At 73.3% G+C, this 21,644-nt stretch carries 18 protein-coding genes; 10 read left to right on the top strand and 8 right to left on the bottom strand.

Annotation, left to right across the window (positions count from 1 at the left end):
* Positions 1-699, top strand: a 699-nt coding sequence (locus ACWDVG_RS20390) for a polysaccharide deacetylase family protein (RefSeq protein WP_451700686.1), incomplete at its 5' end; no start/stop codon positions are given.
* A gap of 69 nt (positions 700-768) precedes the next feature.
* Here ACWDVG_RS20390 and ACWDVG_RS20385 read toward each other — a convergent pair.
* Positions 769-1,431 (bottom strand): class F sortase, encoded by a 663-nt coding sequence (locus ACWDVG_RS20385; protein ID WP_451700685.1) that lies wholly within the window; start codon positions 1,429-1,431, stop codon positions 769-771.
* 450 nt (positions 1,432-1,881) lie between these two features.
* Here ACWDVG_RS20385 and ACWDVG_RS20380 point away from each other — a divergent pair, with 450 nt between their 5' ends.
* Positions 1,882-2,367, top strand: a complete 486-nt coding sequence (locus tag ACWDVG_RS20380; RefSeq protein WP_451700684.1) for a hypothetical protein — start codon at positions 1,882-1,884, stop codon at positions 2,365-2,367.
* 90 nt (positions 2,368-2,457) lie between these two features.
* Here ACWDVG_RS20380 and ACWDVG_RS20375 read toward each other — a convergent pair whose 3' ends face one another.
* From ACWDVG_RS20375 to ACWDVG_RS20365, 3 genes are all read right to left on the bottom strand, one after another.
* On the bottom strand, positions 2,458-3,030 hold the full coding sequence (locus tag ACWDVG_RS20375) for a hypothetical protein (RefSeq protein ID WP_451700683.1): 573 nt from the start codon (positions 3,028-3,030) through the stop codon (positions 2,458-2,460).
* 166 nt (positions 3,031-3,196) lie between these two features.
* A complete protein-coding gene (locus ACWDVG_RS20370) occupies positions 3,197-3,961 on the bottom strand; it encodes a bestrophin-like domain (protein WP_451700682.1) in 765 nt (254 codons plus the stop codon).
* Positions 3,962-4,071: 110 nt separating this feature from the next.
* Positions 4,072-4,668, bottom strand: coding sequence for a hypothetical protein (locus ACWDVG_RS20365; RefSeq protein WP_451700681.1), 597 nt, complete (start codon positions 4,666-4,668; stop codon positions 4,072-4,074).
* 543 nt (positions 4,669-5,211) lie between these two features.
* Here ACWDVG_RS20365 and ACWDVG_RS20360 point away from each other — a divergent pair.
* On the top strand, positions 5,212-6,024 hold the full coding sequence (locus tag ACWDVG_RS20360; protein ID WP_451700680.1) for an SAM-dependent methyltransferase: 813 nt from the start codon (positions 5,212-5,214) through the stop codon (positions 6,022-6,024).
* On the top strand, positions 6,021-8,186 hold the full coding sequence (locus ACWDVG_RS20355) for a putative bifunctional diguanylate cyclase/phosphodiesterase (RefSeq protein WP_451700679.1): 2,166 nt from the start codon (positions 6,021-6,023) through the stop codon (positions 8,184-8,186). Before ACWDVG_RS20360 ends, ACWDVG_RS20355 begins: the two co-directional genes overlap by 4 nt.
* Before the next feature lie 80 nt (positions 8,187-8,266).
* On the opposite strand, the gene ACWDVG_RS20350 is transcribed toward ACWDVG_RS20355, so the two are convergent.
* Entirely contained in the window at positions 8,267-9,199 is a 933-nt protein-coding gene (locus ACWDVG_RS20350; RefSeq protein WP_451700678.1) for a LysR family transcriptional regulator, read from the bottom strand.
* A gap of 195 nt (positions 9,200-9,394) precedes the next feature.
* On the opposite strand from ACWDVG_RS20350, the gene ACWDVG_RS20345 reads away from it, so the two are divergent.
* From ACWDVG_RS20345 to ACWDVG_RS20335, 3 genes are read left to right on the top strand one after another with little or no spacing between them, the layout of a single operon-like run.
* Positions 9,395-10,021, top strand: coding sequence for a succinate dehydrogenase (locus ACWDVG_RS20345; RefSeq protein WP_451700677.1), 627 nt, complete (start codon positions 9,395-9,397; stop codon positions 10,019-10,021).
* A 2-nt stretch (positions 10,022-10,023) separates the two neighbouring features.
* Positions 10,024-11,997 (top strand): fumarate reductase/succinate dehydrogenase flavoprotein subunit, encoded by a 1,974-nt coding sequence (locus ACWDVG_RS20340; RefSeq protein WP_451700676.1) that lies wholly within the window; start codon positions 10,024-10,026, stop codon positions 11,995-11,997.
* Positions 11,994-12,740 carry a succinate dehydrogenase/fumarate reductase iron-sulfur subunit gene (locus ACWDVG_RS20335; RefSeq protein ID WP_451700675.1) on the top strand — a complete coding sequence of 249 codons (747 nt, stop codon included), beginning with the start codon at positions 11,994-11,996 and terminating at the stop codon, positions 12,738-12,740. The genes ACWDVG_RS20340 and ACWDVG_RS20335 overlap by 4 nt, the downstream gene beginning before the upstream one ends.
* 17 nt (positions 12,741-12,757) lie before the next feature.
* Here the strand turns inward: ACWDVG_RS20335 and ACWDVG_RS20330 are convergent, their stop codons facing one another.
* Together ACWDVG_RS20330 and ACWDVG_RS20325 are read right to left on the bottom strand one after the other, a co-directional pair.
* On the bottom strand, positions 12,758-15,154 hold the full coding sequence (locus ACWDVG_RS20330) for an ATP-binding cassette domain-containing protein (RefSeq protein WP_451700674.1): 2,397 nt from the start codon (positions 15,152-15,154) through the stop codon (positions 12,758-12,760).
* A gap of 79 nt (positions 15,155-15,233) precedes the next feature.
* On the bottom strand, positions 15,234-17,141 hold the full coding sequence (locus tag ACWDVG_RS20325) for an NAD-binding protein (protein ID WP_451700673.1): 1,908 nt from the start codon (positions 17,139-17,141) through the stop codon (positions 15,234-15,236).
* Positions 17,142-17,570: 429 nt separating this feature from the next.
* Here ACWDVG_RS20325 and ACWDVG_RS20320 point away from each other — a divergent pair, with 429 nt between their 5' ends.
* Together ACWDVG_RS20320 and ACWDVG_RS20315 are read left to right on the top strand one after the other, a co-directional pair.
* Positions 17,571-19,085, top strand: a complete 1,515-nt coding sequence (locus ACWDVG_RS20320; protein WP_451700671.1) for a SulP family inorganic anion transporter — start codon at positions 17,571-17,573, stop codon at positions 19,083-19,085.
* A gap of 120 nt (positions 19,086-19,205) precedes the next feature.
* On the top strand, positions 19,206-19,697 hold the full coding sequence (locus ACWDVG_RS20315; protein WP_451700670.1) for a phosphatase domain-containing protein: 492 nt from the start codon (positions 19,206-19,208) through the stop codon (positions 19,695-19,697).
* Positions 19,698-19,763: 66 nt separating this feature from the next.
* Here ACWDVG_RS20315 and ACWDVG_RS20310 read toward each other — a convergent pair whose 3' ends face one another.
* Positions 19,764-19,979: a dodecin gene (locus tag ACWDVG_RS20310; protein ID WP_451700669.1), complete on the bottom strand. Its 216-nt coding sequence runs from the start codon at positions 19,977-19,979 to the stop codon at positions 19,764-19,766.
* Between the two features lie 340 nt (positions 19,980-20,319).
* Here ACWDVG_RS20310 and ACWDVG_RS20305 point away from each other — a divergent pair, with 340 nt between their 5' ends.
* Positions 20,320-21,570, top strand: coding sequence for an extracellular solute-binding protein (locus ACWDVG_RS20305; protein WP_451700667.1), 1,251 nt, complete (start codon positions 20,320-20,322; stop codon positions 21,568-21,570).
* The last annotated feature ends 74 nt before the right edge of the window (positions 21,571-21,644 follow it).

The raw sequence follows: 21,644 nt of genomic DNA, 5'->3' as shown, positions 1-21,644 counted from the left end.
GCCGGGCCCCCGGCGCACGCCGCCCGGCCGCGCCCGTCCTCGTACCGGCTCCAGCCCATGACCGCGTACGCGCCCCCGGCCCTGCCGCGCGCCCTCCCGCCCGTCCGGCGGCGGCCCTTCCTCAGCCTGTCCGGCGTCGGGCGCTCCATGGTGCTGACCTTCGACGACGGGCCGGACCCCCGCTACACCCCCGGCATCCTGGAGACCCTGCGCCGGTACGGCTGCCGTGCGATGTTCTTCGTCTGCGGGGAGATGGCGGCCGCCCACCCCGACCTGCTGCGGCGGATGGCCGCCGACGGCCATGTGGTGGGCAACCACTCCTGGTCGCATCCGCTCGTCCCGAAGCTGCGGCCCTCCCGCATCCGCGACGAGCTCGGCTCCACCAGCGAGGTCGTCGAGCGGACCCTCGGCGACGCGCCGCTCTGGTACCGCGCCCCCTACGGGGCCTGGAACCGCCACTCCTTCGAGATCGGCGCCGAGTTGGGCATGGAACCGCTCGCCTGGTCCGTCGACACGCTCGACTGGAAGGAGCCGGGGACCGGCACCATCGTCCGGCGCGTCCTCGACGGCGCGGGCCCCGGCGTCGTCGTCCTCTCGCACGACGCGGGCGGCGACCGCACGCAGAGCGTCGCCGCCCTCCGCCGTTACCTCCCCGCCCTCCTCGACGCCGGCTACACCATGACCGTGCCGCGGCGCTGACCCCGCCGCGGTACGAAGAGGGCCCCGGCACCGTGACGGGTGCCGGGGCCCTTCGCGTGCGCGCGGGGCTCAGCGGGAGCCGACCATGCGGGCGTAGACGACGACGTTCCCGTCGTAGCCGTTGGCCCGGGTGTAGCCGCCGCCGCAGGTGATGACCCGCAGCTCCGGCTGGCCGGTGTCGGCGTAGACCTGGACGCCGGGGAAGTCGTTCTTGGCGTACACCTCGACGCCGTAGACCTCGAAGACGGCAACCCGGCCGTCGTACCGCTCGACCTCGACGTGCTGGCCCTTCCGCAGCGATCCGAGGCCGTAGAAGACCGCCGGGCCGCGGTCGTTGTCGACATGGCCGACGACGACCGCCGTGCCCCGCTGGCCCGGCGCGATGCCGTTCTGGTACCAGCCGGCCAGATTGGCGTCCTGGGGCGGCGGGGCCGACACCCAGCCGTCCGGGTCCAGGCCCACGTCCATGATCGGGGCGGCCACCCGGATCGCGGGGATCTTGATCCGGGAGGCGGGGGCGAACGGCAGCGGTTCGAGCCCGGCCGTCTCCTCCGTCTGCGGCGGGGCGGGCGGTCGCGCCATCGGACGCGCCGCCGCGGCGGGCTGCGGCGGCCCGACGGAGACGTCGACCCCGTTGCGCATCATCGCGAGCCCGGAGAGCATGGCGAGGGCCAGGACGCCCCAGGGTTGGCGTCTCCTGCGTACGGCGACGCGGAAGTCCTTCGGGGGCATGGTTCTCCCTTCGTGGCGTCGTCGAGAACGGTAAGAGGGGATCGCCGAACCGGCTCGCCGGACGGTGCGAACGGGTGGGCCGCGCGTCCGGACGGGTGGCGGGGCGCGACCGGATGCCGACGCGGCGCGGGACCGCGACAGGGACCGCGCGCGACCGGAGCCGGGGCGGCGCGACCGTACGGACGGGGGCGGCGGTGGGCGGTGGGCTGTGGGCGGGCCGGGTGACACGGCGCTGAGCCATCCGAGTATTCATCGGATAAGCAGTCCGATCGGCTGTGACCTGCGGTTCCGTCCGCCGCGAGGTCCGTTCACCCGGCGTGTCGCCTCACCGGGGTGGCGCAGCGCCGAAGTGCAGGAAATGCCCCAGGTTGTGATGGTTCGTCATGGAAGGCGTACTCGTCGAATCTCCCAGGGCACCGCTTTGGGGCGTCTTCCACTGGAGGTTCAACCATGCGTGCTGCACGCACTCTGGCGGTGACCGCCACCGCAATCGCGGCGGTCGGGCTCGCGGCCCCCCTCGCCGTCGCCACCAACGGGCCGAGCAACGTCACCGTCAACCCGTTCGACGTCCACGCGGGCTCGACGATCACCATCACCGCCAAGGGCTGCGGCCACGGCGGCACGGTCACGTCCAACGCGTTCCCCGAGACCAACCTGTCGGTCAACTCCAACGGGCTCTCCAGCGCCATCGCCCGCGTCCACAACAACGCCACCCCGGGCAGCTACAACCTCGCCGTCAAGTGCAGTGACAACTCCCGTGTCGTCACGCACCCCTTCCGCGTCCTCGCGGGCCGCGGCGCGCAGGGTGGCCTCGGCGGTTCGCTGGCCCCCAGCTCCACCGAGATGGCGGTCGGAGGCAGCCTCGTCGCGGCCGCCGCGCTCGGCGGCGGACTGTTCGTCGTGCGCCGTCGCCGTATGACCGGTGCGGGAGTCTGACCGGCCGAACCTCCCGGTCGGCCCCCGTGCCCCCCGCCCCCGGTCCCGGAAGGGATCCGGGGGCGGCGGGCTGTCCGCCGGGCCCACGGCTCAGTGCCGCCGGTTCTCGGCGGTCCTGCGGCGCACCACGTACGCGGTGCCGGCGACCGCGGCCAGGACCAGCGCCGCTCCCGCGGCGACCGTCCCGGTCCCGACCTCCTCGACCGAGCCGCCCACACCGCCCTGCACGCCGCGGGGAGTGGTGAGCGGGGCGAGCGCGGTCGAGCTGGCCGTCGGCGTCGCCGTGGGGGCCCCGCTGATGGTCAGGGTGACGGTGTCCTGGACCCCGCCGGTGCAGGTGAACAGGATCGTGTAGACCGCGCCCCGGCGGGCGTCGGCGTCCACGGTGGCGGTCGCCGACGAGCCCGCCGCGATGGTCACGGTGTCGAAGATGCCCGCCGAGGCCGTCGTCGTGCCGGCGCAGCCGGGGGCGCTGAGCGTCACCCGGCCGCCCGGGGCGACGAGCGAGGGCGACACGACGAAGTCGCCGGGCGCCTTCGCTCCCGGCGCCCGCGGGTTGGGCGCGGGGGCTCCGTCCGCCGCGACGGCGGCGGTGGCGGGGGCGGCCAGGGCGAGGGCGGCCGCCCCCAGCAGGGCAGTGGACGCGGCACGTATCGCGCGCATGGTGATTCCTCCGGGTCCCGAGGGGGCAGCCGCGAAGGGGTTGTCCGCGAAGGGCGCTGCACACCTCGTTGCCCGAAACGCTAGGAGCGCACTATCACAACCGCGATCCCAGACGGGCGAATGGGGCACGGATGTCCTCCGTCCGGCCCACGGGGGTGTGTCGCCCCTACTGCTCGACCTGCGGGAACAGATCGGTGAACGGGCCCGCCGTCGCCGAGATGCCCCGGCCGAACGGCGCGTCGAAGTCCCAGATGAGGAAGAGCAGGAAGGCGATCAGCGCGCTGAAGAGGCCGGCGAGCAGCAGCTCCCGGCCGGTCCTGCGGATCTGCAGTGTGAAGATCAGGCCGACCGTCACGAGCGCCCCGATGATGAGGCCGAACCACACCACCCCCGGCATCGTGGCGCCCGCGCTCTCGCCCCGGGCGCCGCGGGCGTCGTCGGCGACGGCGACCTGGTCGACCAGCGGCTGGTACGCCTGGCCCTCGAAGTCGTTGGCGGGCTGGTAGTCGGTGACGCTCCGGCGCACCCGCTCCAGCAGGGCGGTGCCCTCCTCGCTGAGGGAGCCCTCCTCGGACATGTGGGCCCACTCCTCGTTCACGACGTACGCGACATAGGCGTCGACGTCGGCCCGGATGCGGTCCCGCACCTCCTGCGGGTAGACCTCGACGCGCGCCGAGATCTCGTGCATCGCCTGCGCCTCCTGACGCACGGTCTCCTGGGCCGCGCCGCGCGCCTCCCAGACGCCGGCGATGGCGAGGCCGAGGACGATGGCGTAGATCACGCCGATCATCATCGTCATGTACTCGATGACGTCCGGGGTCTCACTGGGGTCGTCGTCCTCCGGGATGCGACGGTGGTTGATGACGACGATGGTGAGGACGACGGCGCACGCGGCGGCCATCGCCAGGGTGAGGACGAGCCATTCGGACATCGGTAACTCCGGGGGTGGAAAGCGGGCTTGGGGAAACGTGAAAAGGCGTCGGGGCGCCAGGACGTCAGGGCACGAGGGGCGTCAGCGGGAGCGCGGGGTCACGAGGGGCGTCAGCGGGAGCGCGGGCGCAGGATCGCCGTGGCCAGCACGGCGGGAGCCATGATCATCACCGTCGTGGTCACGACGGAGTTGCCGTCCTTCGGCTGCGGGCGCGCGGTGCGGCGGTAGTGGGGGAGTGCGACGGGACCGGCCGCCGGCGGCCGGGGCCGTACCGAGGGCGCGGACGGTGCCTCGGGCGCCGCGGCGGCCGCGGGCGGACGGGGCGACGGCGTGGCGGCGGGCGGCTCGGGCGCGGCAGGCCGGGGCGCGTCGGGGCTCGGTGGCTCCGGCGCGGGAGCCGCCGGCGGCGCGGGCGGCTGCGGAGGGGTCCGTACGGGAGGTGGCGGCGGCGCCGGTACGGGCGGCGGGCCCGGCTTCGGCGGGGGAGTGGGCTTCGGCGGCGCGGGGGGCACGGGGGGCGGGGCCGGCGGTGTGGGCGTGGGGCGGCACGCGCCCGGCCCGACGACGGCCACCGACGTGTTCGAACCGCCGGGTCCGGTGGTGGCGTAGGCGCAGGAGTCGGCGGCGGCGGGCACGGGCGTGGCGAGCAGCCACACCAGTGCGGTGGCCGCCAGCGGCCGCGCGAGGAGTGATCCGTACAGAGACACGCCGACGATCTTGAGCATCCCCCTCGCCCGGCCGGGGCCGAATCGCTCCGGATTCGCCGGATGGAAGTCATCCGCGGAGGCACGGATTTGACGCTTCCGTGGGACGGCGGAGGATTCTGCGCCCAATGCCCGGAATGCTCGCGGGGCCGGATCGACGGAGGTGACCGACTCGTGTTCGGAAGGCGGCCCGGGCGGGAAGTGTCCGGTTGTCGACCTGTCCGGGGAGGAGGCCCACGGGATACCCCGGGGCCCCGGTCGGGCCGCCGCCCTGTCAACACCCGAGGTGTGGGGCCTGTCCGGGACGTCGCCCGGCGCCGTACGACCCCGCGCCGAGGCCGACGCACGATCGGATGCACGTGAAGGTGCACGGGCCGAAGGCGTGAAGTCTTCGTCGCCCGAGCACGTGCCAAAGGCGTGTGACCAAGAACGGATCGCGAATTTCCGTTTCTACTCGCCCTCCTGGCGGGCGATCAGTAGCCTCACCTCGAACACAAGGCCGCGCACACCTGGCCGCATCCCCAAGGCGACTTGTTGGAGACATTGATGGAGCGTCCCGCCTGGGCCCCGCCCGGCATCGATATTTCGGTGCCGAGCGTGTCCCGTATGTATGACTTCTATCTGGGCGGCTCCCACAATTTCGAGGTGGACCGGGAAGCGGCCCGCAAGGCCATGGAGTTCATGCCGGGCCTGCCCAAGGTCATGCAGGCGAACCGCGCCTTCATGCGGCGTGCCGTCCGCTACGCGGTTGACAACGACGTCACGCAGTTCCTGGACATCGGATCGGGCATACCCACCTTCGGGAACGTGCACGAGGTCGCCCAGGCCGCCGACCCCGCCGCGACCGTCGTCTACGTCGACCACGACCCCGTCGCCGTCGCCCACAGCAGGGCCGTCCTGGAGGGCGACGACCGCGCGGCCGTCGTCGCCGCCGACCTCCGCAAGCCGGCCGACATCCTCGGCAGTCCCGAGGTGGACCGGCTCCTCGACCTGGAGCGGCCGGTCGCCCTCCTCCTCGTCGCGGTCCTGCACTTCCTGGAGGACGAGGACGAGCCCCGCGCGGCCGTCGCCGCGCTTCTCGACGCCCTCGCCCCCGGCAGCCTCGTCGTCCTGACCCACGCCTCCTACGAGGGCATCCCCCTCTCCGAGGAGCGGGCGGGCGGGGCCGTCGGCGTCTACCGGAACATCCGCAACCCGCTGGTGATGCGGTCCGCCGCCGAGATCGCGCGCTTCTTCGACGGCACCGAGCTGGTCGACCCCGGCCTGGTGTCGATGCCCCGCTGGCGGCCGGAGGGACCGGTCGCGGAGGAGGACCCGTACGCCTTCTCCGGCTTCGCGGGCGTGGGGCGCAAGGCGTGAAGGTGCCGTCGCAGCCGACCGGCGCCGTCGCGGAAGCCGACGGCCCGGAGGACAGACTCAGGCGGTTCGTCACCATCTGGAGCCGGGCGATCTTCCCGGCCACCGCCACCTCGCTGACGCGCACCGAGTTCGAGGGACTGCTGCTGCCGCTCGCCCGCACCCTGTGCGACGCGCTGCACGCCCGCCCCTTCGACACCGCACCGGCGCTCCGCGCCGGTCAGGCCCTCGTCGACGCCCACTGCACCGACCCCGACGCGCTCGGCCGCAGCCTCGGCGTCGTCGACGCGTATCTGGTCCTCTACTGCGGCGCCGACTCCGACACGCCCGCCGAGGAACTCCAGGCCCGCTGCGCCCGCCTCCAGCACGCCATGGCCGTCGGCTACGCCCAGGGCCTGCGCGAGCGCACCCGCGCCGAGCAGGAGGCCATCGCCCGCTCCGCGCTCTCCGCCCGCAGCGCCGCCGAGATCGCCCTGCACGCCACGGAGAGCCGCTTCCGGGCCGTCTTCGACGGGGCGGCGATCGGCATCGGCATCGCCGACCTCGACGGCAACGTCCTGGAGGTCAACGAGACCCTCACCCGCATGTTCGGCGGGATGGAGGGCCCCCTGCGCAGCCGGAACGTCAGCGAGTGGGTCCACCCCGAGGACGGGCCCCACGTCTGGAAGCTGTACGAGGAACTCGTCCGCGGCGAGCGGGAGCACTACCGGGTCGAGAAGCCGTACTACCGCGGTGACGGAACGGTTCTCTGGACCAACCTCACCGTCTCCCTCCTCCGCGACGCCGACGGCAGGCCCCAGTACCAGCTGGCACTGATGGAGGACACCACCGAACGCCGGCTCCTCCACCTCAGGCTGCGGTACGAGGCCACGCACGACGCCCTCACCGGACTGCCCAACAGGACCCTCTTCTTCGAGCGGCTGGAGAAGGCCCTCGCCCCCGGCGAGAACACCCGCTTCGGCCTCTGCTACCTCGACCTCGACGGCTTCAAGGTCATCAACGACAGCCTCGGCCACTCCACCGGCGACCGGCTGCTCGTCGAGGTCGCCGACCGGCTCCAGAGCTGCGTCACCGGGGCCGGCGAGATGGTCGCCCGGCTCGGCGGCGACGAGTTCGTCGCCCTCACCACGGGCCCGGCCGGCCGACGCGACGTCCTGGAACTCGCCGACCGCATCCTCGCCTCCCTCTCCACCCCGATCGGCATCGACGGGCGCGAACTCGCCGTGCGCGGCAGCGTCGGCGTCGTCGAGGGACCCGCGGGCGAGCGCACCGCGGCCGAGGTGCTGCGCAGCGCCGACATCACGATGTACCGGGCCAAGTCGGCGGGCGGCAACCGCTTCGAGGTCGCCGACCCCGAGGCGGACGCCCGCGCCATCACCCGGCACGGGCTCACCACGGCGCTCCCCGCCGCCCTCGAACGCGGCGAGTTCTTCATCGAGTACCAGCCGCTCGTCCACCTCGGCGACGGCAGCGTGCACGGCGCCGAGGCGCTCGTACGGTGGTGCCATCCGCAGCACGGCGTGCTCGGACCCGACCGGTTCATCCCGCTCGCCGAAAACACCGGGCTCATCGTGCCGCTCGGGCGCTGGGTCCTCCAGGAGGCCGTCCGGCAGGCCCGCTTCTGGCAGGCCCGGCACGCGGACGGCGGCCCGCTGCGGATCAACGTCAACCTCTCGCCGACGCAGCTCCACCACCCGCGGCTCGTCGCCGACACCGTCGACGTCCTGGAGCGCTCCGGCCTGGAACCCGGCGCGCTCTGCCTGGAGGTGACGGAGTCCGCGCTGATCGGCGCCGACGAGGACCTCCTGAAGCCGCTGCGGCAGCTCGCCGAGATGGGCGTCGACATCGCCCTCGACGACTTCGGCACCGGCTACTCGAACCTCGCCAACCTGCGCCGACTCCCCGTGAGCGTGCTGAAGCTCGACCGCTCGTTCACGCGGGGCATGCAGCAGCACCCGGTGGACCCGGTCGACCTCAAGATCGTCGAGGGGATCGTCTCCCTGGCCCACAGCCTGGAGCTCGCGGTGACGGTCGAGGGCGTGGAGACCGGGGCGCAGGCCCGGCAGCTGCGGGAACTGGGCTGCGACACCGCCCAGGGCTGGTACTACGCCCGCCCGGGCGCCCCGGACCGCATCCACACCCTCCTCCTGGCCGACGCGGTCTGAGGCGCGGGGCCCATCGGGGCCCCGCGCTCCCGCCGGGCCCCGCTCGGGCCCCGGTCCCGCCCGTCCGGCCCCGCGCCGCCCTACCCGGCTCCGGCCTCCGTCTCCGCCTCGCCCCCGGGCCGGCCCCTCCGGCCCCGGCGCGAGGCGAGCAGCAGTTTCTGCAGCTCGCGCGCGGCCCGCGGCGGTGCCACGTCGCTGCGGTGGGCCAGCGCGATCGTCCGGCGCAGCCCCGGCCGCGCCAGGGCCGTGACCCGCAGGTCCCGTCCCGCCCGCGCCGCGACCATCGCCGGGACGACCGCGAGGCCGAGCCCGGCCCGTACGAACCCGAGGACCGCGTCCAGCTCCCCGCCCTCCACCGTGAACGAGGGCTCGAACCCGGCCGCCCGGCAGGCCCCGACCGTCAGCTCCCGCAGGTCGTAGCCGTGCCGGAACATCACCAGGGGCTGGTCGCGCAGATCGGTGATCCGCACCGGCCGGCGCGGAGCCGGAGCCGAGACCGAGGAGACGACCACCAGGTCCTCCGTGAGCAGCTCCACCGTCGTCAGGGCGGGGGACGGCGTGGGCAGCGGCAGCACCACGAGCGCCAGGTCGAGCGCCCCGCGCGCCAGTTCCCGTACGAGGTCGTGCGAGCCGCCCTCCTCGATGAGCAGCTTGATCCCCGGGTGCAGGTCGTGGAAGGCCCGCAGCACGTCCGGCAGCAGCCCCGTGCAGAGGCTCGGCGTCGCCCCGAGCCGCACCCGGCCCCGCTTGAGCTGCGCCAGCTCCTGCACCTCCAGGCGCGCGGTGTCGGTGTCCGCGAGGATGCGGCGGGCCAGCGGCAGCAGCGCCTCCCCGGCCTCGGTGAGCGCGATGTTCCCCCGGGCGCGGCTGAACAGCTCGGCGCCCAGTTCCTGCTCCAGCGCCTTGATCTGCTGGGACAGCGAGGGCTGCGAGACGTGGACGCGCTCCGCGGCCCGGGTGAAGTGACGGGTCTCGGCCACGGCGACGAAGTAGAGGAGCTGCTGGAACTGCATGCGCCCAGCGTAGGCGAGGTGCATAGCCACCGCCTATCGAGATCAGCCGAACCATGTCTTGGACCACTCGGGTCCTTCGGCCCTAGCGTCATCAACATGGCTCTGGCAACCACGAGGGACCGGAAGACGGGACGCTCCCCGTCCCCCGCACCGTCACGCGGATTCTGGTCATCGACCATCGGCAAGAAGACCGTCATGGCCGTCAGCGGACTGCTCATGCTCGGCTACCTCGTCGCCCACGTCGCGGGCAACCTCAAGGTCTTCTTCGGCCCCGGCGAGTTCAACGCCTACGGCCACTGGCTGCGCGTCATGGGCGCGCCCGTCCTGCACCACGAGTGGGGCCTGTGGCTCGTCCGCGTCGCGCTCCTCGCCGCGGTCGTCGCCCACGGCGTCGCCGCGTACCAGCTCAGCCGGCGCGACCTGAGGGCCCGGCCCACCGCGTACGTCCACCGGCGCAAGCGCTCCTCCTACGCCACCCGCACGATGCGCTGGGGCGGCGTGATCCTCGCCCTCTTCATCGTCTGGCACATCCTCGACCTCACCACCGGCACCCTCCACCCCGGCGGCTTCGAGGAGGGCAAGCCCTACCAGAACGTCGTCGACACCTTCTCCACCTGGTACGGCAACACCGTCTACATCGTCGCCATGCTCGCCGTCGGACTCCACGTCCGTCACGGCTTCTGGAGCGCCGCCCAGACCCTCGGCGTCGGCAACGCCCGCCGCGAGCGGCTCCTCAAGGCCCTCGCCAACACCCTCGCGCTCGCGCTCACCGCGGGCTTCGTCTCCGTCCCCGTCGCCGTCATGACCGGAGTGGTGAGCTGACCATGAGCTACCCCGACTACCCCGACCACCACCCCGGCCACCCCGGCTACGAGATCGGCGAGCCGATCGCGGACACCAAGGCCCCCGCCGGCCCCATCGCCGAACGCTGGGACACGCGCCGCTTCCAGGCCAGGCTGGTGAACCCCGCCAACCGCCGCAAGCACCGGATCATCGTCGTCGGCACCGGCCTCGCCGGCGGCTCCGCCGGCGCAACCCTCGCCGAACAGGGCTACCAGGTCGTCCAGTTCTGCTTCCAGGACTCCCCGCGCCGCGCCCACTCCATCGCCGCGCAGGGCGGCATCAACGCCGCCAAGAACTACCGCAACGACGGCGACTCCATCCACCGCCTCTTCTACGACACCGTCAAGGGCGGCGACTTCCGCGCCCGCGAGTCCAACGTCCACCGCCTCGCGCAGATCTCCGTCGAGATCATCGACCAGTGCGTCGCCCAGGGCGTCCCCTTCGCCCGCGAGTACGGCGGCCTCCTCGACACCCGCTCCTTCGGCGGCGTCCAGGTCTCCCGCACCTTCTACGCCCGCGGCCAGACCGGCCAGCAGCTCCTCCTCGGCGCCTACCAGGCCCTCTCGCGGCAGATCGCCGCCGGGAACGTCGAGATGCACGCCCGCACCGAGATGCTCGACCTCCTCGTCGTCGACGGCCGCGCCCGCGGCATCGTCGCCCGCGACCTGATCACCGGCCGGATCTCCACCCACTACGCCGACGCCGTCGTCCTCGCCACCGGCGGCTACGGCAACGTCTTCTACCTGTCGACGAACGCGATGAACTCCAACGCCACCGCCGTCTGGCGGGCCCACCGGCGCGGCGCGTACTTCGCCAACCCCTGCTTCACCCAGATCCACCCCACCTGCATCCCGCGGACCGGCGACCACCAGTCCAAGCTCACCCTGATGAGCGAGTCCCTCCGCAACGACGGCCGCATCTGGGTGCCGAAGGCGAAGGGCGACACCCGGCCGGCCGCCGACATCCCCGAGGACGAGCGCGACTACTACCTGGAGCGGATCTACCCCTCCTTCGGCAACCTCGTCCCCCGCGACATCGCCTCCCGCGCCGCCAAGAACGTCTGCGACGAAGGCCGCGGCGTCGGCCCCGGCGGCCAGGGCGTCTACCTCGACTTCGCCGACGCCATCCGCCGCATGGGACGCAAGGCCGTCGAGGAGAAGTACGGCAACCTCTTCGACATGTACGAGCGGATCACCGCCGAGAACCCGTACGAGGTCCCCATGCGGATCTATCCGGCCGTCCACTACACGATGGGCGGACTCTGGGTCGACTACGACCTCCAGACCACCGTCCCCGGCCTCTTCGCCATCGGCGAGGCCAACTTCTCCGACCACGGGGCCAACCGGCTCGGCGCCTCCGCCCTCATGCAGGGCCTCGCCGACGGCTACTTCGTCCTGCCCGCCACCATCAACGACTACCTCGCCCGCACCCCGCACGCCGAACCCGTCACCGACGACCACCCCGTCGTCCGCGAGGTCCTCGCCGAGACCGAGGACCGGCTGAACCTGCTGCTGTCCGTGGACGGCGACCGCACCCCCGACTCCTTCCACCGCGAACTCGGCACGCTCATGTGGGAGTTCTGCGGCATGGCCCGCACCGAGGAGGGGCTGCGCACGGCGCTCGCCCGCATCCCGGAGATCCGGGACGAGTTCTGGCGCCGGATCAAGGTGCCCGGCACCGGCGAGGAGTTCAACCAGTCCCTGGAGAAGGCCAACCGGATCGTCGACTACCTCGAACTCGCCGAACTCATGTGCCTCGACGCCCTGAACCGCGCCGAGTCCTGCGGCGGCCACTTCCGCGAGGAGTCCCAGACCCCGGACGGCGAGGCAGCCCGGCGCGACGAGGAGTTCTCGTACGCCGCCGCATGGGAGTTCCGCAGCGGCCGGCCCCCCGTCCTCCACAAGGAGGACCTCACCTTCGAGTACGTCCACCCCACCCAGCGGAGCTACGCATGAGGCTCACCCTGCGCGTCTGGCGCCAGCAGAACGCCGACGCACCCGGCGCCATGTCCACCTACGAGGTGGACGGCATCTCCTCCGACATGTCCTTCCTGGAGATGCTCGACACCCTCAACGAGACGCTCATCCTGCGCGGCGAGGACCCCGTCGCCTTCGACCACGACTGCCGTGAGGGCATCTGCGGCGCCTGCAGCCTCGTCATCAACGGCGACGCCCACGGACCCGAGCGCACCACGACCTGCCAGCTCCACATGCGCTCCTTCCGCGACGGCGACACCATCGACGTCGAACCCTGGCGCGCCTCCGCCTTCCCCGTCGTCAAGGACCTGGTCGTCGACCGGTCCGCCTTCGACCGGATCATCCAGTCCGGCGGCTACGTCAGCGCCCCCACCGGCTCGGCCCCCGAGGCCCACGCCACGCCCGTCCCCAAGGCCGACGCGGACTCCGCCTTCGAGCACGCGGAGTGCATCGGCTGCGGCGCCTGCGTCGCGGCCTGCCCGAACGGCTCGGCGATGCTCTTCACCTCCGCCAAGGTCAACCACCTCAACGTCCTCCCGCAGGGCGCCCCGGAACGCGAGACCCGGGTCCTCGACATGGTGGCGCAGATGGACGCGGAAGGCTTCGGCGGCTGCACACTGACGGGGGAGTGCGCCACGGCGTGCCCGAAGGGCATCCCGCTGCCCTCGATCGCGGCGATGAACAAGGAGTGGCTGCGTGCCCGGCGCAAGGTGAAGGGGTAGGGGCGCCGCCCGCCCGGTCAGCCGCCGAGCGCCCGCGCCAGGTACGGGGCGGTACGGCTCGTCGTCGAGGCGGCCACCTCCGCGGGCGGCCCCGCCGCGACCACCCGGCCGCCCTCGTCGCCGCCACCCGGGCCGAGGTCGACGACCCAGTCGGCGGTGGCCACCACGTCCATGTCGTGCTCGACGACGATCACCGTGTGACCGGCGTCGACGAGACCGTGCAACTGGCGCATCAGCACCTCGACATCGGCCGGATGGAGCCCGGTCGTCGGCTCGTCGAGGACGTAGAGGGTGGGGGAGCGGTGCGGCCGCTGGAGTTCGGAGGCGAGCTTGACGCGCTGGGCCTCGCCGCCCGAGAGCTCCGTGGCCGGCTGCCCGAGCCGCAGGTAGCCGAGGCCGACCTCGTTCAGGGTGCGCAGGCTGCGGGCGGCGGCGGGGACGTCGGCGAAGAACGCGGCGGCCGACTCCACGGTCAGGTCGAGCACCTCCGCGATGGTCCGGCCGCGCAGCCGCACCTCCAGCGTCTCCGGGTTGTAGCGGGCGCCGTGGCAGTCGGGGCAGGGGGCGTACGTGCTCGGCAGGAAGAGCAGCTCCACCGAGACGAAGCCCTCGCCCTGGCAGGTCTCGCAGCGCCCGCCGGGCACGTTGAACGAGAAGCGGCCGACCTTGAAACCGCGCGCCCGCGCCTCCTCCGTCTCCGCGAACAGCCGGCGCACGACGTCGAAGAGACCCGTGTACGTCGCCAGGTTGGAGCGCGGGGTGCGGCCGATCGGCTTCTGGTCGACCGTCACCAGGCGTCGCACGCCCTCGAGTTCCTCGCTCAGCGCGGCCACGAGGGTGGACTTGCCCGAACCGGAGACGCCGGTCACGGCGGTGAGGGCGCCGACGGGGAAGGCCGCGTTCACCGCCCGCAGGTTGTGGCGCCTGACGGGCCCGGTGCGCAGCCAGCCCGACGGTGTCCTGACCGCGCGGGCGGGCGTCGGCGCCCGGTCGAAGAGGAACCGGCGGGTCGCCGACTCCGCGACGGCCGCGAGGCCCTCCGGCGGGCCGCTGTGCAGGACCCGCCCGCCGTGCGCCCCGGCGCGCGGACCGACGTCCACGAGCCAGTCGGCGTGCCGCACCACGTCGAGGTGGTGTTCGACGACGAAGACGGAGTTCCCGGCCGCCTTGAGGCGGTCGAGGACGACGAGCAGGGCCTCGGTGTCGCTCGGGTGAAGGCCCGCGGACGGCTCGTCGAGCACGTACACCACCCCGAAGAGGCCCGAGCGCAGCTGGGTCGCGAGCCGCAGCCGCTGCAGCTCGCCGTTGGAGAGGCTCGGCGTGGCGCGGTCCAGGCTGAGGTAGCCGAGGCCGAGTTCGGTGACCGTGCCGATCCGGGCGACCAGGTCCTCGGTGAGGACCCGCGCCGTCTCCGAACCGGCCGGGCGCGGCGCGGAGAGGACCTCCGCCAGGGCGGTCAGCGGCAGCGCGGCCAGCTCGGCGACCGTCCGCCCGGCGAAGGTCACCGCGAGCGCCTCCGGCCGCAGCCGGCTGCCGCCGCACGCCGGACACGGCGCGCTGGTCAGGAACCGCTCGGCCTTCGCCCGCAGCGTCGGGCTCTTCGAGTCGGAGAACGTCTTGAGGACGTACCTGCGCGCGCTCATGTACGTGCCCTGGTAAGGGCGTTGGATGCGGTCCGCCTCCCGCACCGGGTGGACCGTCACCACCGGCTGCTCGTCCGTGAAGAGGATCCAGGCGCGGTCCTTCGCCGGCAGCTCGCGCCACGGCCGGTCCACGTCGTGGCCGAGGGCGTCCAGGACGTCCCGGAGGTTCTTGCCCTGCCACGCGCCCGGCCAGGCGGCGACCGCGCCCTGGCGGATCGACAACGACGTGTCGGGTACGAGGAGTTCCTCGGTGGTGTCGTGGACGCGGCCGAGTCCGTGGCACGAAGGGCACGCCCCGACCGCCGTGTTGGGCGAGAAGGCGTCGGAGTCGAGCCGCTCGGCCCCCGGCGGGTAGTCGCCCGCCCGGGCGAACAGCATCCGCAGCGAGTTCGACAGCGTGGTCACCGTACCGACCGACGAGCGGGCGTTGGGTGACGCCCTGCGCTGTTCGAGCGAGACCGCGGGCGGCAGCCCCGTGATCTCGCCGACCTTCGGCGCCCCGACCTGGTGGATCAGCCGCCGCGCGTACGGTGCCACCGACTCGAAGTAGCGGCGCTGCGCCTCCGCGTAGATCGTCCCGAAGGCCAGGGACGACTTCCCCGACCCGGAGACGCCCGTGAAGACCGTGAGGGTGTCCCGGGGGATGTCCACGTCGACCCCGGCCAGGTTGTGCTCGCGGGCGCCGCGGACGCGGACGTACGGATCGTGGTGGCCGGGCGCGGAGTCGGAGTCGGGGTCGGGGTCGGGGGCGCTGCGGGGGCTGTCGTACATGCGCGGATGTTATCGAACACTCCCTTTTTGCCCCGGTCGGGGTGCTCGGGCGGTCGTGGCGCTCGGGGGGTCCCGCGCGTCAGCGGTCGGCGTCCGCGCGACGACGGCCGAGGAGTTCGGCGAGGCCCCGCCGGGTGGCGGCCACGACGACGCGGTCGCCGGGGTGCAGGACGTGCCCCGGGTGGAGGTCCCAGAGGAGCTGCGGCTGGTCGCCGTCGTGCGGGGCGGAGGCGAGGTCGGGGCGGCGGGCGTCGGGTTCCGCGGTGTCGAGGGCGAGGACGCGCCAGGCGCCGGGACGGAAGGCCTCGGCGACGGTGCGTCCCTCCAGCCGGGGGTGCCCGGAGACGAGGAGGGCGGCGAAGAGGAGGACCTTGCGCTCGACGGAGATGGCGCCGAGGATCTGGCGGCCCATCATGGCCCCGGCGAACGCGGGCGCGGCGAGGTGGGTGACGCTGCGGCTGCGGGTGACGGCGTCCGGGTGTGCGGAGCGCAGGGTGCGGTAGACGGCGGCCGCGAAGTCGTCGGCGTACAGGCGGAGCGCGACGCGCAGGTCGTTCTTGAGGCTGCGGGCGGCGAGGGTCGCCTCCAGGTTGGTGGTGTCGGAGCTGGTGAGGGCGAGCAGGGCGTCGGCCCGGTGGACGCGGGCCGCGTCGAGCACGCCGTCCTCGGTGACGTCCCCGAGGACCACGGGGACGCCGAGGTCGCGCGCGAGCGGGATGCCGCGGGCGTCCGGGTCCTGCTCCACGCAGACGACGGGGATGTCGAGCTCCCGCAGCCGCGCGAGGACGCGGGCGCCGATCTTCCCGAGTCCGAGGAGCACGATGTGCCCGGACAGGCCGCGCGGCGGGCGGCGCAGGGCACCGGTCGTGCGGAAGATGCCGAACGCTTCCAGGGCACCGGCCACGAGGAGCGGGAGCAGGGCGAGACCGACCAGGCCGGAGAGCAGCTGGAGGACCTGCCGGGTGGAGGACTCCTCCAGGGCGGGGTCGTTGATCGAGAAGAGGTCGAGCAGGGTCAGGTACGCGGCGTGCACGGGGTCGGCTTCGGTCAGCGCGGCCGTGGTGCCCGTGAGGGCGAGCACCGCGGCGGCGGTCCCGGCGAGCGACCAGCGCAGGCGGGCGGAGAACACCTCGCCGATCGGGGCGCCGCGCCGGGCGAGCCGACGCGGCGGCAGGGCGGGCCCCGCGCGGCGGACGGCTTCGAGGACGACGGTGCCGCGGTTCGCCGAGCCCCGGACGGCCCGGTCGTCGGGCAGCAGCTCCGGACCCTGTGCGCCGCTCGCGTCGGAGCCCTCGGAGCCGGCCGGGTCGGTGGTGGTCGAGGAGAGCAGGGCCAGCGTGCACAGGCCCGGGTCGGGATCCTCGCCCCTGGCGGACGCGGGGCGTTCGGCGGCGCGCAGCAGCAGCCCGTCGGCCTGGACGACCTTGTTGGTGTCGGCGACGGCGGTGGCCACCAGCGCGGGCGCGGCGGTGTCCGCGTCGGAGAGCACCGTCGTGGACGCGTCCAGGGCCGCCCGGTCAGCGCCGGATCCCGCGACGATGGCGGCCTGGTCGAGCAGCTCCTCCAGGTGGTGGCCGAGCTTGCGGTTGTACATGCGGACGACCAGCCGCAGGCCGGGGTTGAGCCGACGCGCGGTGAGCGCCGCTCGCAGGTTCGTCTCGTCGTCCTCGTAGAGCAGCGCCAGCGCCGCCGCCCGGTCGACCCCCGCGCGCAGCAACGCCGCCGTCGTGGGGGTCGGCGCGGTCTCCACGCGTACGGGAAGGACCGCGGCGACGCTCAGGGTGCCGGTGTCGGTGACGGAGTCCGGGCCGGCCGGCTCACTCCTCGGGTCCTCGGCCCCTTCGTCGGGGGTCACGAGCACGACGCGCCGACGGTAGACCTCCCGCAGCTCGACGGCGAGGCGGCGTGCCAGCCCGTCGTCGCCGCAGACCACCATGTGCCCTGCGGCGGCCGGACCCGCCTGTTCCTGACGTGGCACCGTGGCCATGTTCCCCCCCGTGACGCCGTTGCGTGCTTGCCCCTGCCCCGATCATCCACCCTGGCGGCCGGGTCGGCCCTCGTCCCCCCGTTCCGTCCGGTGGTTCCGCCGGGGCGTTCGTTCCGTCCGGCGGGGCGCGCGACCGGTCGGGGTAAAGTGGGCCGGTCGGGCGTCCGCCGTCCCGACCGGTCAGGATCGTCGATCAGTTCCCGCAGGAGTGAAGCGTGCGCGAGCCCGTGGTGCCCGGCGCCGCCGCCTGTCCGCCGTGACGATCCGCCCCTGAGCCCGCGCCGGGTTTCGCGGCGCGAGCGCACCCCCCGTTCCCCTCGGCCCCGCCCCGTGCGGCCCGTCCGCGGAGCACCGGCCCGGTGGTCCGCCTCCCCCGTGTGCCCGGCCGACCGAGCCGGGAGCGCCCGAGCACGACAGGTTCCCGCTCCCTTGCCCTCCGCTGCTTCCGCCGTCTCCCCGGCCGCGCGTGCGCGCGGCCTGAAGCCCGACTGGCTCTCCGACCCCAAGGTCTGGCGGACCGAGGTCCTGGCCGGTCTCGTCGTCGCCCTCGCCCTCATCCCCGAGGCGATCTCGTTCTCGATCATCGCCGGCGTCGATCCCGCCCTCGGTCTCTTCGCCTCCTTCACCATGGCCGTGACGATCGCGGTCGTCGGCGGACGGCGGGCGATGATCTCGGCGGCGACCGGCGCCGTCGCGCTGGTGATCGCCCCGCTGAACCGCGAGCACGGCCTCGGTCACCTCGTCGCGGCGGTGATCCTCGCCGGGGTCTTCCAGGTCGCCCTGGGGGCGCTCGGCGTGGCGAAGCTGATGCGGTTCATCCCGCGGTCCGTCATGGTCGGCTTCGTCAACTCGCTCGCCATCCTCGTCTTCATGGCCCAGATCCCGGAGATGACCGACGTCCCCTGGGCCGTGTACCCGCTCGTCGGCGCGGGGCTGGCGCTGCTGGTGTTCTTCCCGCGGGTCACGGCCGCGGTGCCCGCCCCGCTCGTCTCGATCGCGATCCTCACCGTGATCACGGTCGCGGCGGGCATCGCCGTGCCGACCGTCGGCGACAAGGGCGAGCTGCCGTCCTCCCTGCCGGTGCCCGGCCTGCCGGACGTGCCCTTCACCCTGGAGACGCTGACGACGATCGCGCCGTACGCCTTCGCCATGGCGCTGGTCGGCCTGATGGAGTCGCTGATGACGGCGAAGCTCGTCGACGACCTCACCGACACCCGCTCGAACAAGACCCGCGAGTCGATCGGCCAGGGCATCGCCAACATCGTCACCGGCTTCTTCGGCGGCATGGGCGGCTGCGCCATGATCGGCCAGACGATGATCAACGTGAAGGTCTCCGGCGCCCGCACCCGCCTGTCCACCTTCCTCGCCGGCGCCTTCCTGATGGTGCTCTGCGTCGTCTTCGGACCGGTCGTCTCCGACATCCCCATGGCCGCGCTGGTCGCCGTCATGGTCATGGTGTGCTTCGCGACCTTCGACTGGCACTCCGTCGCGCCGAAGACGCTCAAGCGGATGCCCGCCGGGGAGATCGCCGTCATGGTGATCACGGTCGTGGCCGTCGTCGCCACGCACAACCTCGCCGTCGGCGTCGTCACCGGCTCGGTCACCGCCATGGTGATCTTCGCCAAGCGGGTCGCCCACCTGGCCGACGTCACCGCAGTCACCGACCCCGACGGCGGCACCGTCGTCTACCGCGTCACCGGAGCGCTCTTCTTCGCCTCCTCCAACGACCTGGTCGGCCGCTTCGACTACGCGGGCGACCCGAAGCGCGTCGTCGTCGACCTGAGCGCCGCCCACATCTGGGACGCGTCCTCCGTCGCCGCCCTCGACGCCGTCGAGACCCGGTACGCCCAGCGGGGCAAGACTGTGGAGATCACCGGCCTCAACACCGCGAGCGCCGACCTCCACGGCAAGCTGAGCGGCGAACTCGCGGTGGGCGGGTCCTGAGCCGGGGCGCGTTCACGTCGTCGCCGGGCCACCGCGGGTGGCCCGGACCGCATGACCCGCGCGCGTGCCACCGCGGGTCACCGCCGTACGGTGTCGGACCCGGCTCCTACGCTGGGGGCCGTGACACGCGACGACAACCGGCCGCTGGCCGTCTTCGACCTCGACAACACCCTGGCCGCGACCGCGCACCGGCAGCACTTCCTGGAGCGCAGGCCCCGCGACTGGAACGCCTTCTTCGCGGCGGCGCCGGACGACCCGCCGCTGACGGAGGGCGTCCTGCTGTGCCGCGAGGCCGCGGAGGAGTGCGAGGTCGTGTACCTCACCGGGCGGCCTGAGCGCTGCCGTCGGGACACCGAGGAGTGGCTGGCCGCGCAGTCCCTTCCGGAGGGGCGCATCCACATGAGGCGCAACCGCGACTTCCGGCCCGCCCGGGTGACCAAGGTGGAGATCCTGCGCCGTCTCGCCGCGGACCGCGAGGTGCGGATGCTCGTCGACGACGACGAACTGGTCTGCGAGGCGGCCGAGGAGGCCGGGTTCGCGGTGGTGCGCGCCCGCTGGGCGACCCCGTCCGAGGAGCTGAAGGAAGCCCAGGAGCGCGAAGGCCGCACCTGAGGGCGGGGGCGGGGCAGGGGCGCGGTGCGGAGCCCGGGCCCGGGACCGTACGGGCGCGCAGAGGCGTCAGTCGCCGTCCTCCAGGCGGAAGCCGACCTTCAGACCGACCTGGAAGTGCTCGATCGAGCCGTCGACGATGTGGCCGCGGACCTGGGTCACCTCGAACCAGTCCAGGCCGCGCAGGGTCTGCGAGGCGCGGTCGATGCCGTTGCGGATGGCCTGGTCGAGGCCCTCGGTGGAGGTGCCGACGATCTCGGTGACGCGGTAGGTGTGATTCGACATGGGGGCCGAACTCCTCTCGGTACGGTCCCTCCACCGTGCCCCAGTGGGCGGCGGCGCGCGACACGGAGGCCGGACGGTCGGGCCGGGCGCCGCGGCCCGTCGCTACCGCCGGTAATGGTCGGGATCGGCCACCCGGGGACGGTGACGTGGACGGGACGCGGGCGGTGACGTGGACGGGGCGTGGACGGTGACGGGATGGTCAAGGACTTGACCACTCCGTTGGTCCAGACCAGAATCCTGGCCACCACACCCGTGCGAACAACCCGTTCGGTCCCCCCACGTCGGGTCAGCCCCCTATGCCCGCACTCCCCCTCGTGCGCGCCCGCAGAAGGTGACCTCCGTGAAGAACCGCCGTCTCGCCAGCCCCCTCGCAGCCGCCACCGCGCTCGCGCTCGCCGGGTGCGGCCTGCTGCCGGGCGCCGGGAACCAGACCCGCACGGTCACCATCTGGCTCATGCGGGACAGTGTCAGCGAGGACTTCCTCACCCGCTTCACCGAGGCCTTCGAAGCCGAGCACGACGACGTCGAGCTGGAGTTCACCATCCAGGACTGGACCGGCATCGGGAAGAAGGTCACCGAGGCCATCCAGGGTCCCGGCGGACCCGACGTGATCGAGGTCGGCAACACCCAGGTCGCCCAGTACGCGGACACCGACAAGCTCTTCGACCTCACCCTGGAGTCCGTCCGCGACCTCGGCAGCGAGGACTGGCTGCCCGGCCTCGCCCAGCCCGGCAGCATCAACGGAGCGCAGTACGGCATCCCCCTGTACGCGGCGAACCGCATCGTCATCTACAACAAGGACCTCTTCGCCGAGGCCGGCATCGACAAGCCCCCGGCCACCCGCGAGGCCTGGCTCGCCGACACCGAGAAGCTGAACGAGGGCGGCAACCAGGGCATCTACCTCGCCGGACAGGACTGGTACACCCTCGCGGGCTTCATCTGGGACGAGGGCGGCGAACTCGCGGACGACCGGGGCGGCGAGTGGACCGGCGCACTCGCCTCCCCGGCCGCACAGCGCGGCATGAGCTTCTACAAGGAGCTCCAGGCCCTCGGCGACGGCCCCAAGAACGCCGACGAGCAGAACCCGCCGCAGACCGGCGTCTTCGCCCGGGGCGACGTCGCCCAGATCATCGCCACGCCCAACAACGTCCCCGCCATCCTGAAGGCGAACCCCGCCCTGGAGGGCAAGCTCGGCTACTTCCCGATCCCCGGCAAGAAGCCCGGCCAGCCGTGCGTCGTCTTCACCGGCGGCTCGGACCTGATCATCCCGGAGAACGCGCCCGAGCGCGCCGCCGCCCTCGACGTCGTCAAGGCGCTCGCAGGCGAGAAGTGGCAGACCGAACTCGCCCGCGCCATGGGCTACGTGCCCAACAAGAAGGGGCTCGCCTCCGTCGTACGGGGCCAGGAGGCCACCGCCGTCATGGCCAGGGGCGCCGCCCGCGGCCGTGCCACGCCCAACTCCCCGCAGTGGGCGGACGTCGAGGCGGACAACCCGATCAAGCCGTACATGACGGCGGTGCTCCAGGGCGAGGACCCGGTCGAGGCCGCGCAGAGGGCGTCCCGGGCGATCACGGAGACCCTCGCCGAGTAGGTCGTGCGAGGGGGACGTAAGGGGGACGTGGGAGGGGAGCGAGGGGACAGCGCCGCATAGGTTCAGCCTTCGCA

This window comes from Streptomyces sp. NPDC003327, from assembly GCF_053589515.1.
The sequence above is the reverse complement of the archived record's forward strand: the minus strand, read 5'-3'. Positions and strand labels throughout refer to the sequence as shown.

Bases quoted from the DNA above. Each gene is read 5' to 3' on its own strand.
- ACWDVG_RS20385 (WP_451700685.1), bottom strand. From the start codon at position 1,431: ATGCCCCCGAAGGACTTCCGCGTCGCCGTACGCAGGAGACGCCAACCC.
- ACWDVG_RS20380 (WP_451700684.1), top strand. From the start codon at position 1,882: ATGCGTGCTGCACGCACTCTGGCGGTGACCGCCACCGCAATCGCGGCG.
- ACWDVG_RS20375 (WP_451700683.1), bottom strand. From the start codon at position 3,030: ATGCGCGCGATACGTGCCGCGTCCACTGCCCTGCTGGGGGCGGCCGCC.
- ACWDVG_RS20370 (WP_451700682.1), bottom strand. From the start codon at position 3,961: ATGTCCGAATGGCTCGTCCTCACCCTGGCGATGGCCGCCGCGTGCGCC.
- ACWDVG_RS20360 (WP_451700680.1), top strand. From the start codon at position 5,212: ATGGAGCGTCCCGCCTGGGCCCCGCCCGGCATCGATATTTCGGTGCCG.
- ACWDVG_RS20350 (WP_451700678.1), bottom strand. From the start codon at position 9,199: ATGCAGTTCCAGCAGCTCCTCTACTTCGTCGCCGTGGCCGAGACCCGT.
- ACWDVG_RS20345 (WP_451700677.1), top strand. From the start codon at position 9,395: ATGGCCGTCAGCGGACTGCTCATGCTCGGCTACCTCGTCGCCCACGTC.
- ACWDVG_RS20340 (WP_451700676.1), top strand. From the start codon at position 10,024: ATGAGCTACCCCGACTACCCCGACCACCACCCCGGCCACCCCGGCTAC.
- ACWDVG_RS20335 (WP_451700675.1), top strand. From the start codon at position 11,994: ATGAGGCTCACCCTGCGCGTCTGGCGCCAGCAGAACGCCGACGCACCC.
- ACWDVG_RS20330 (WP_451700674.1), bottom strand. From the start codon at position 15,154: ATGTACGACAGCCCCCGCAGCGCCCCCGACCCCGACCCCGACTCCGAC.
- ACWDVG_RS20325 (WP_451700673.1), bottom strand. From the start codon at position 17,141: ATGGCCACGGTGCCACGTCAGGAACAGGCGGGTCCGGCCGCCGCAGGG.
- ACWDVG_RS20310 (WP_451700669.1), bottom strand. From the start codon at position 19,979: ATGTCGAATCACACCTACCGCGTCACCGAGATCGTCGGCACCTCCACC.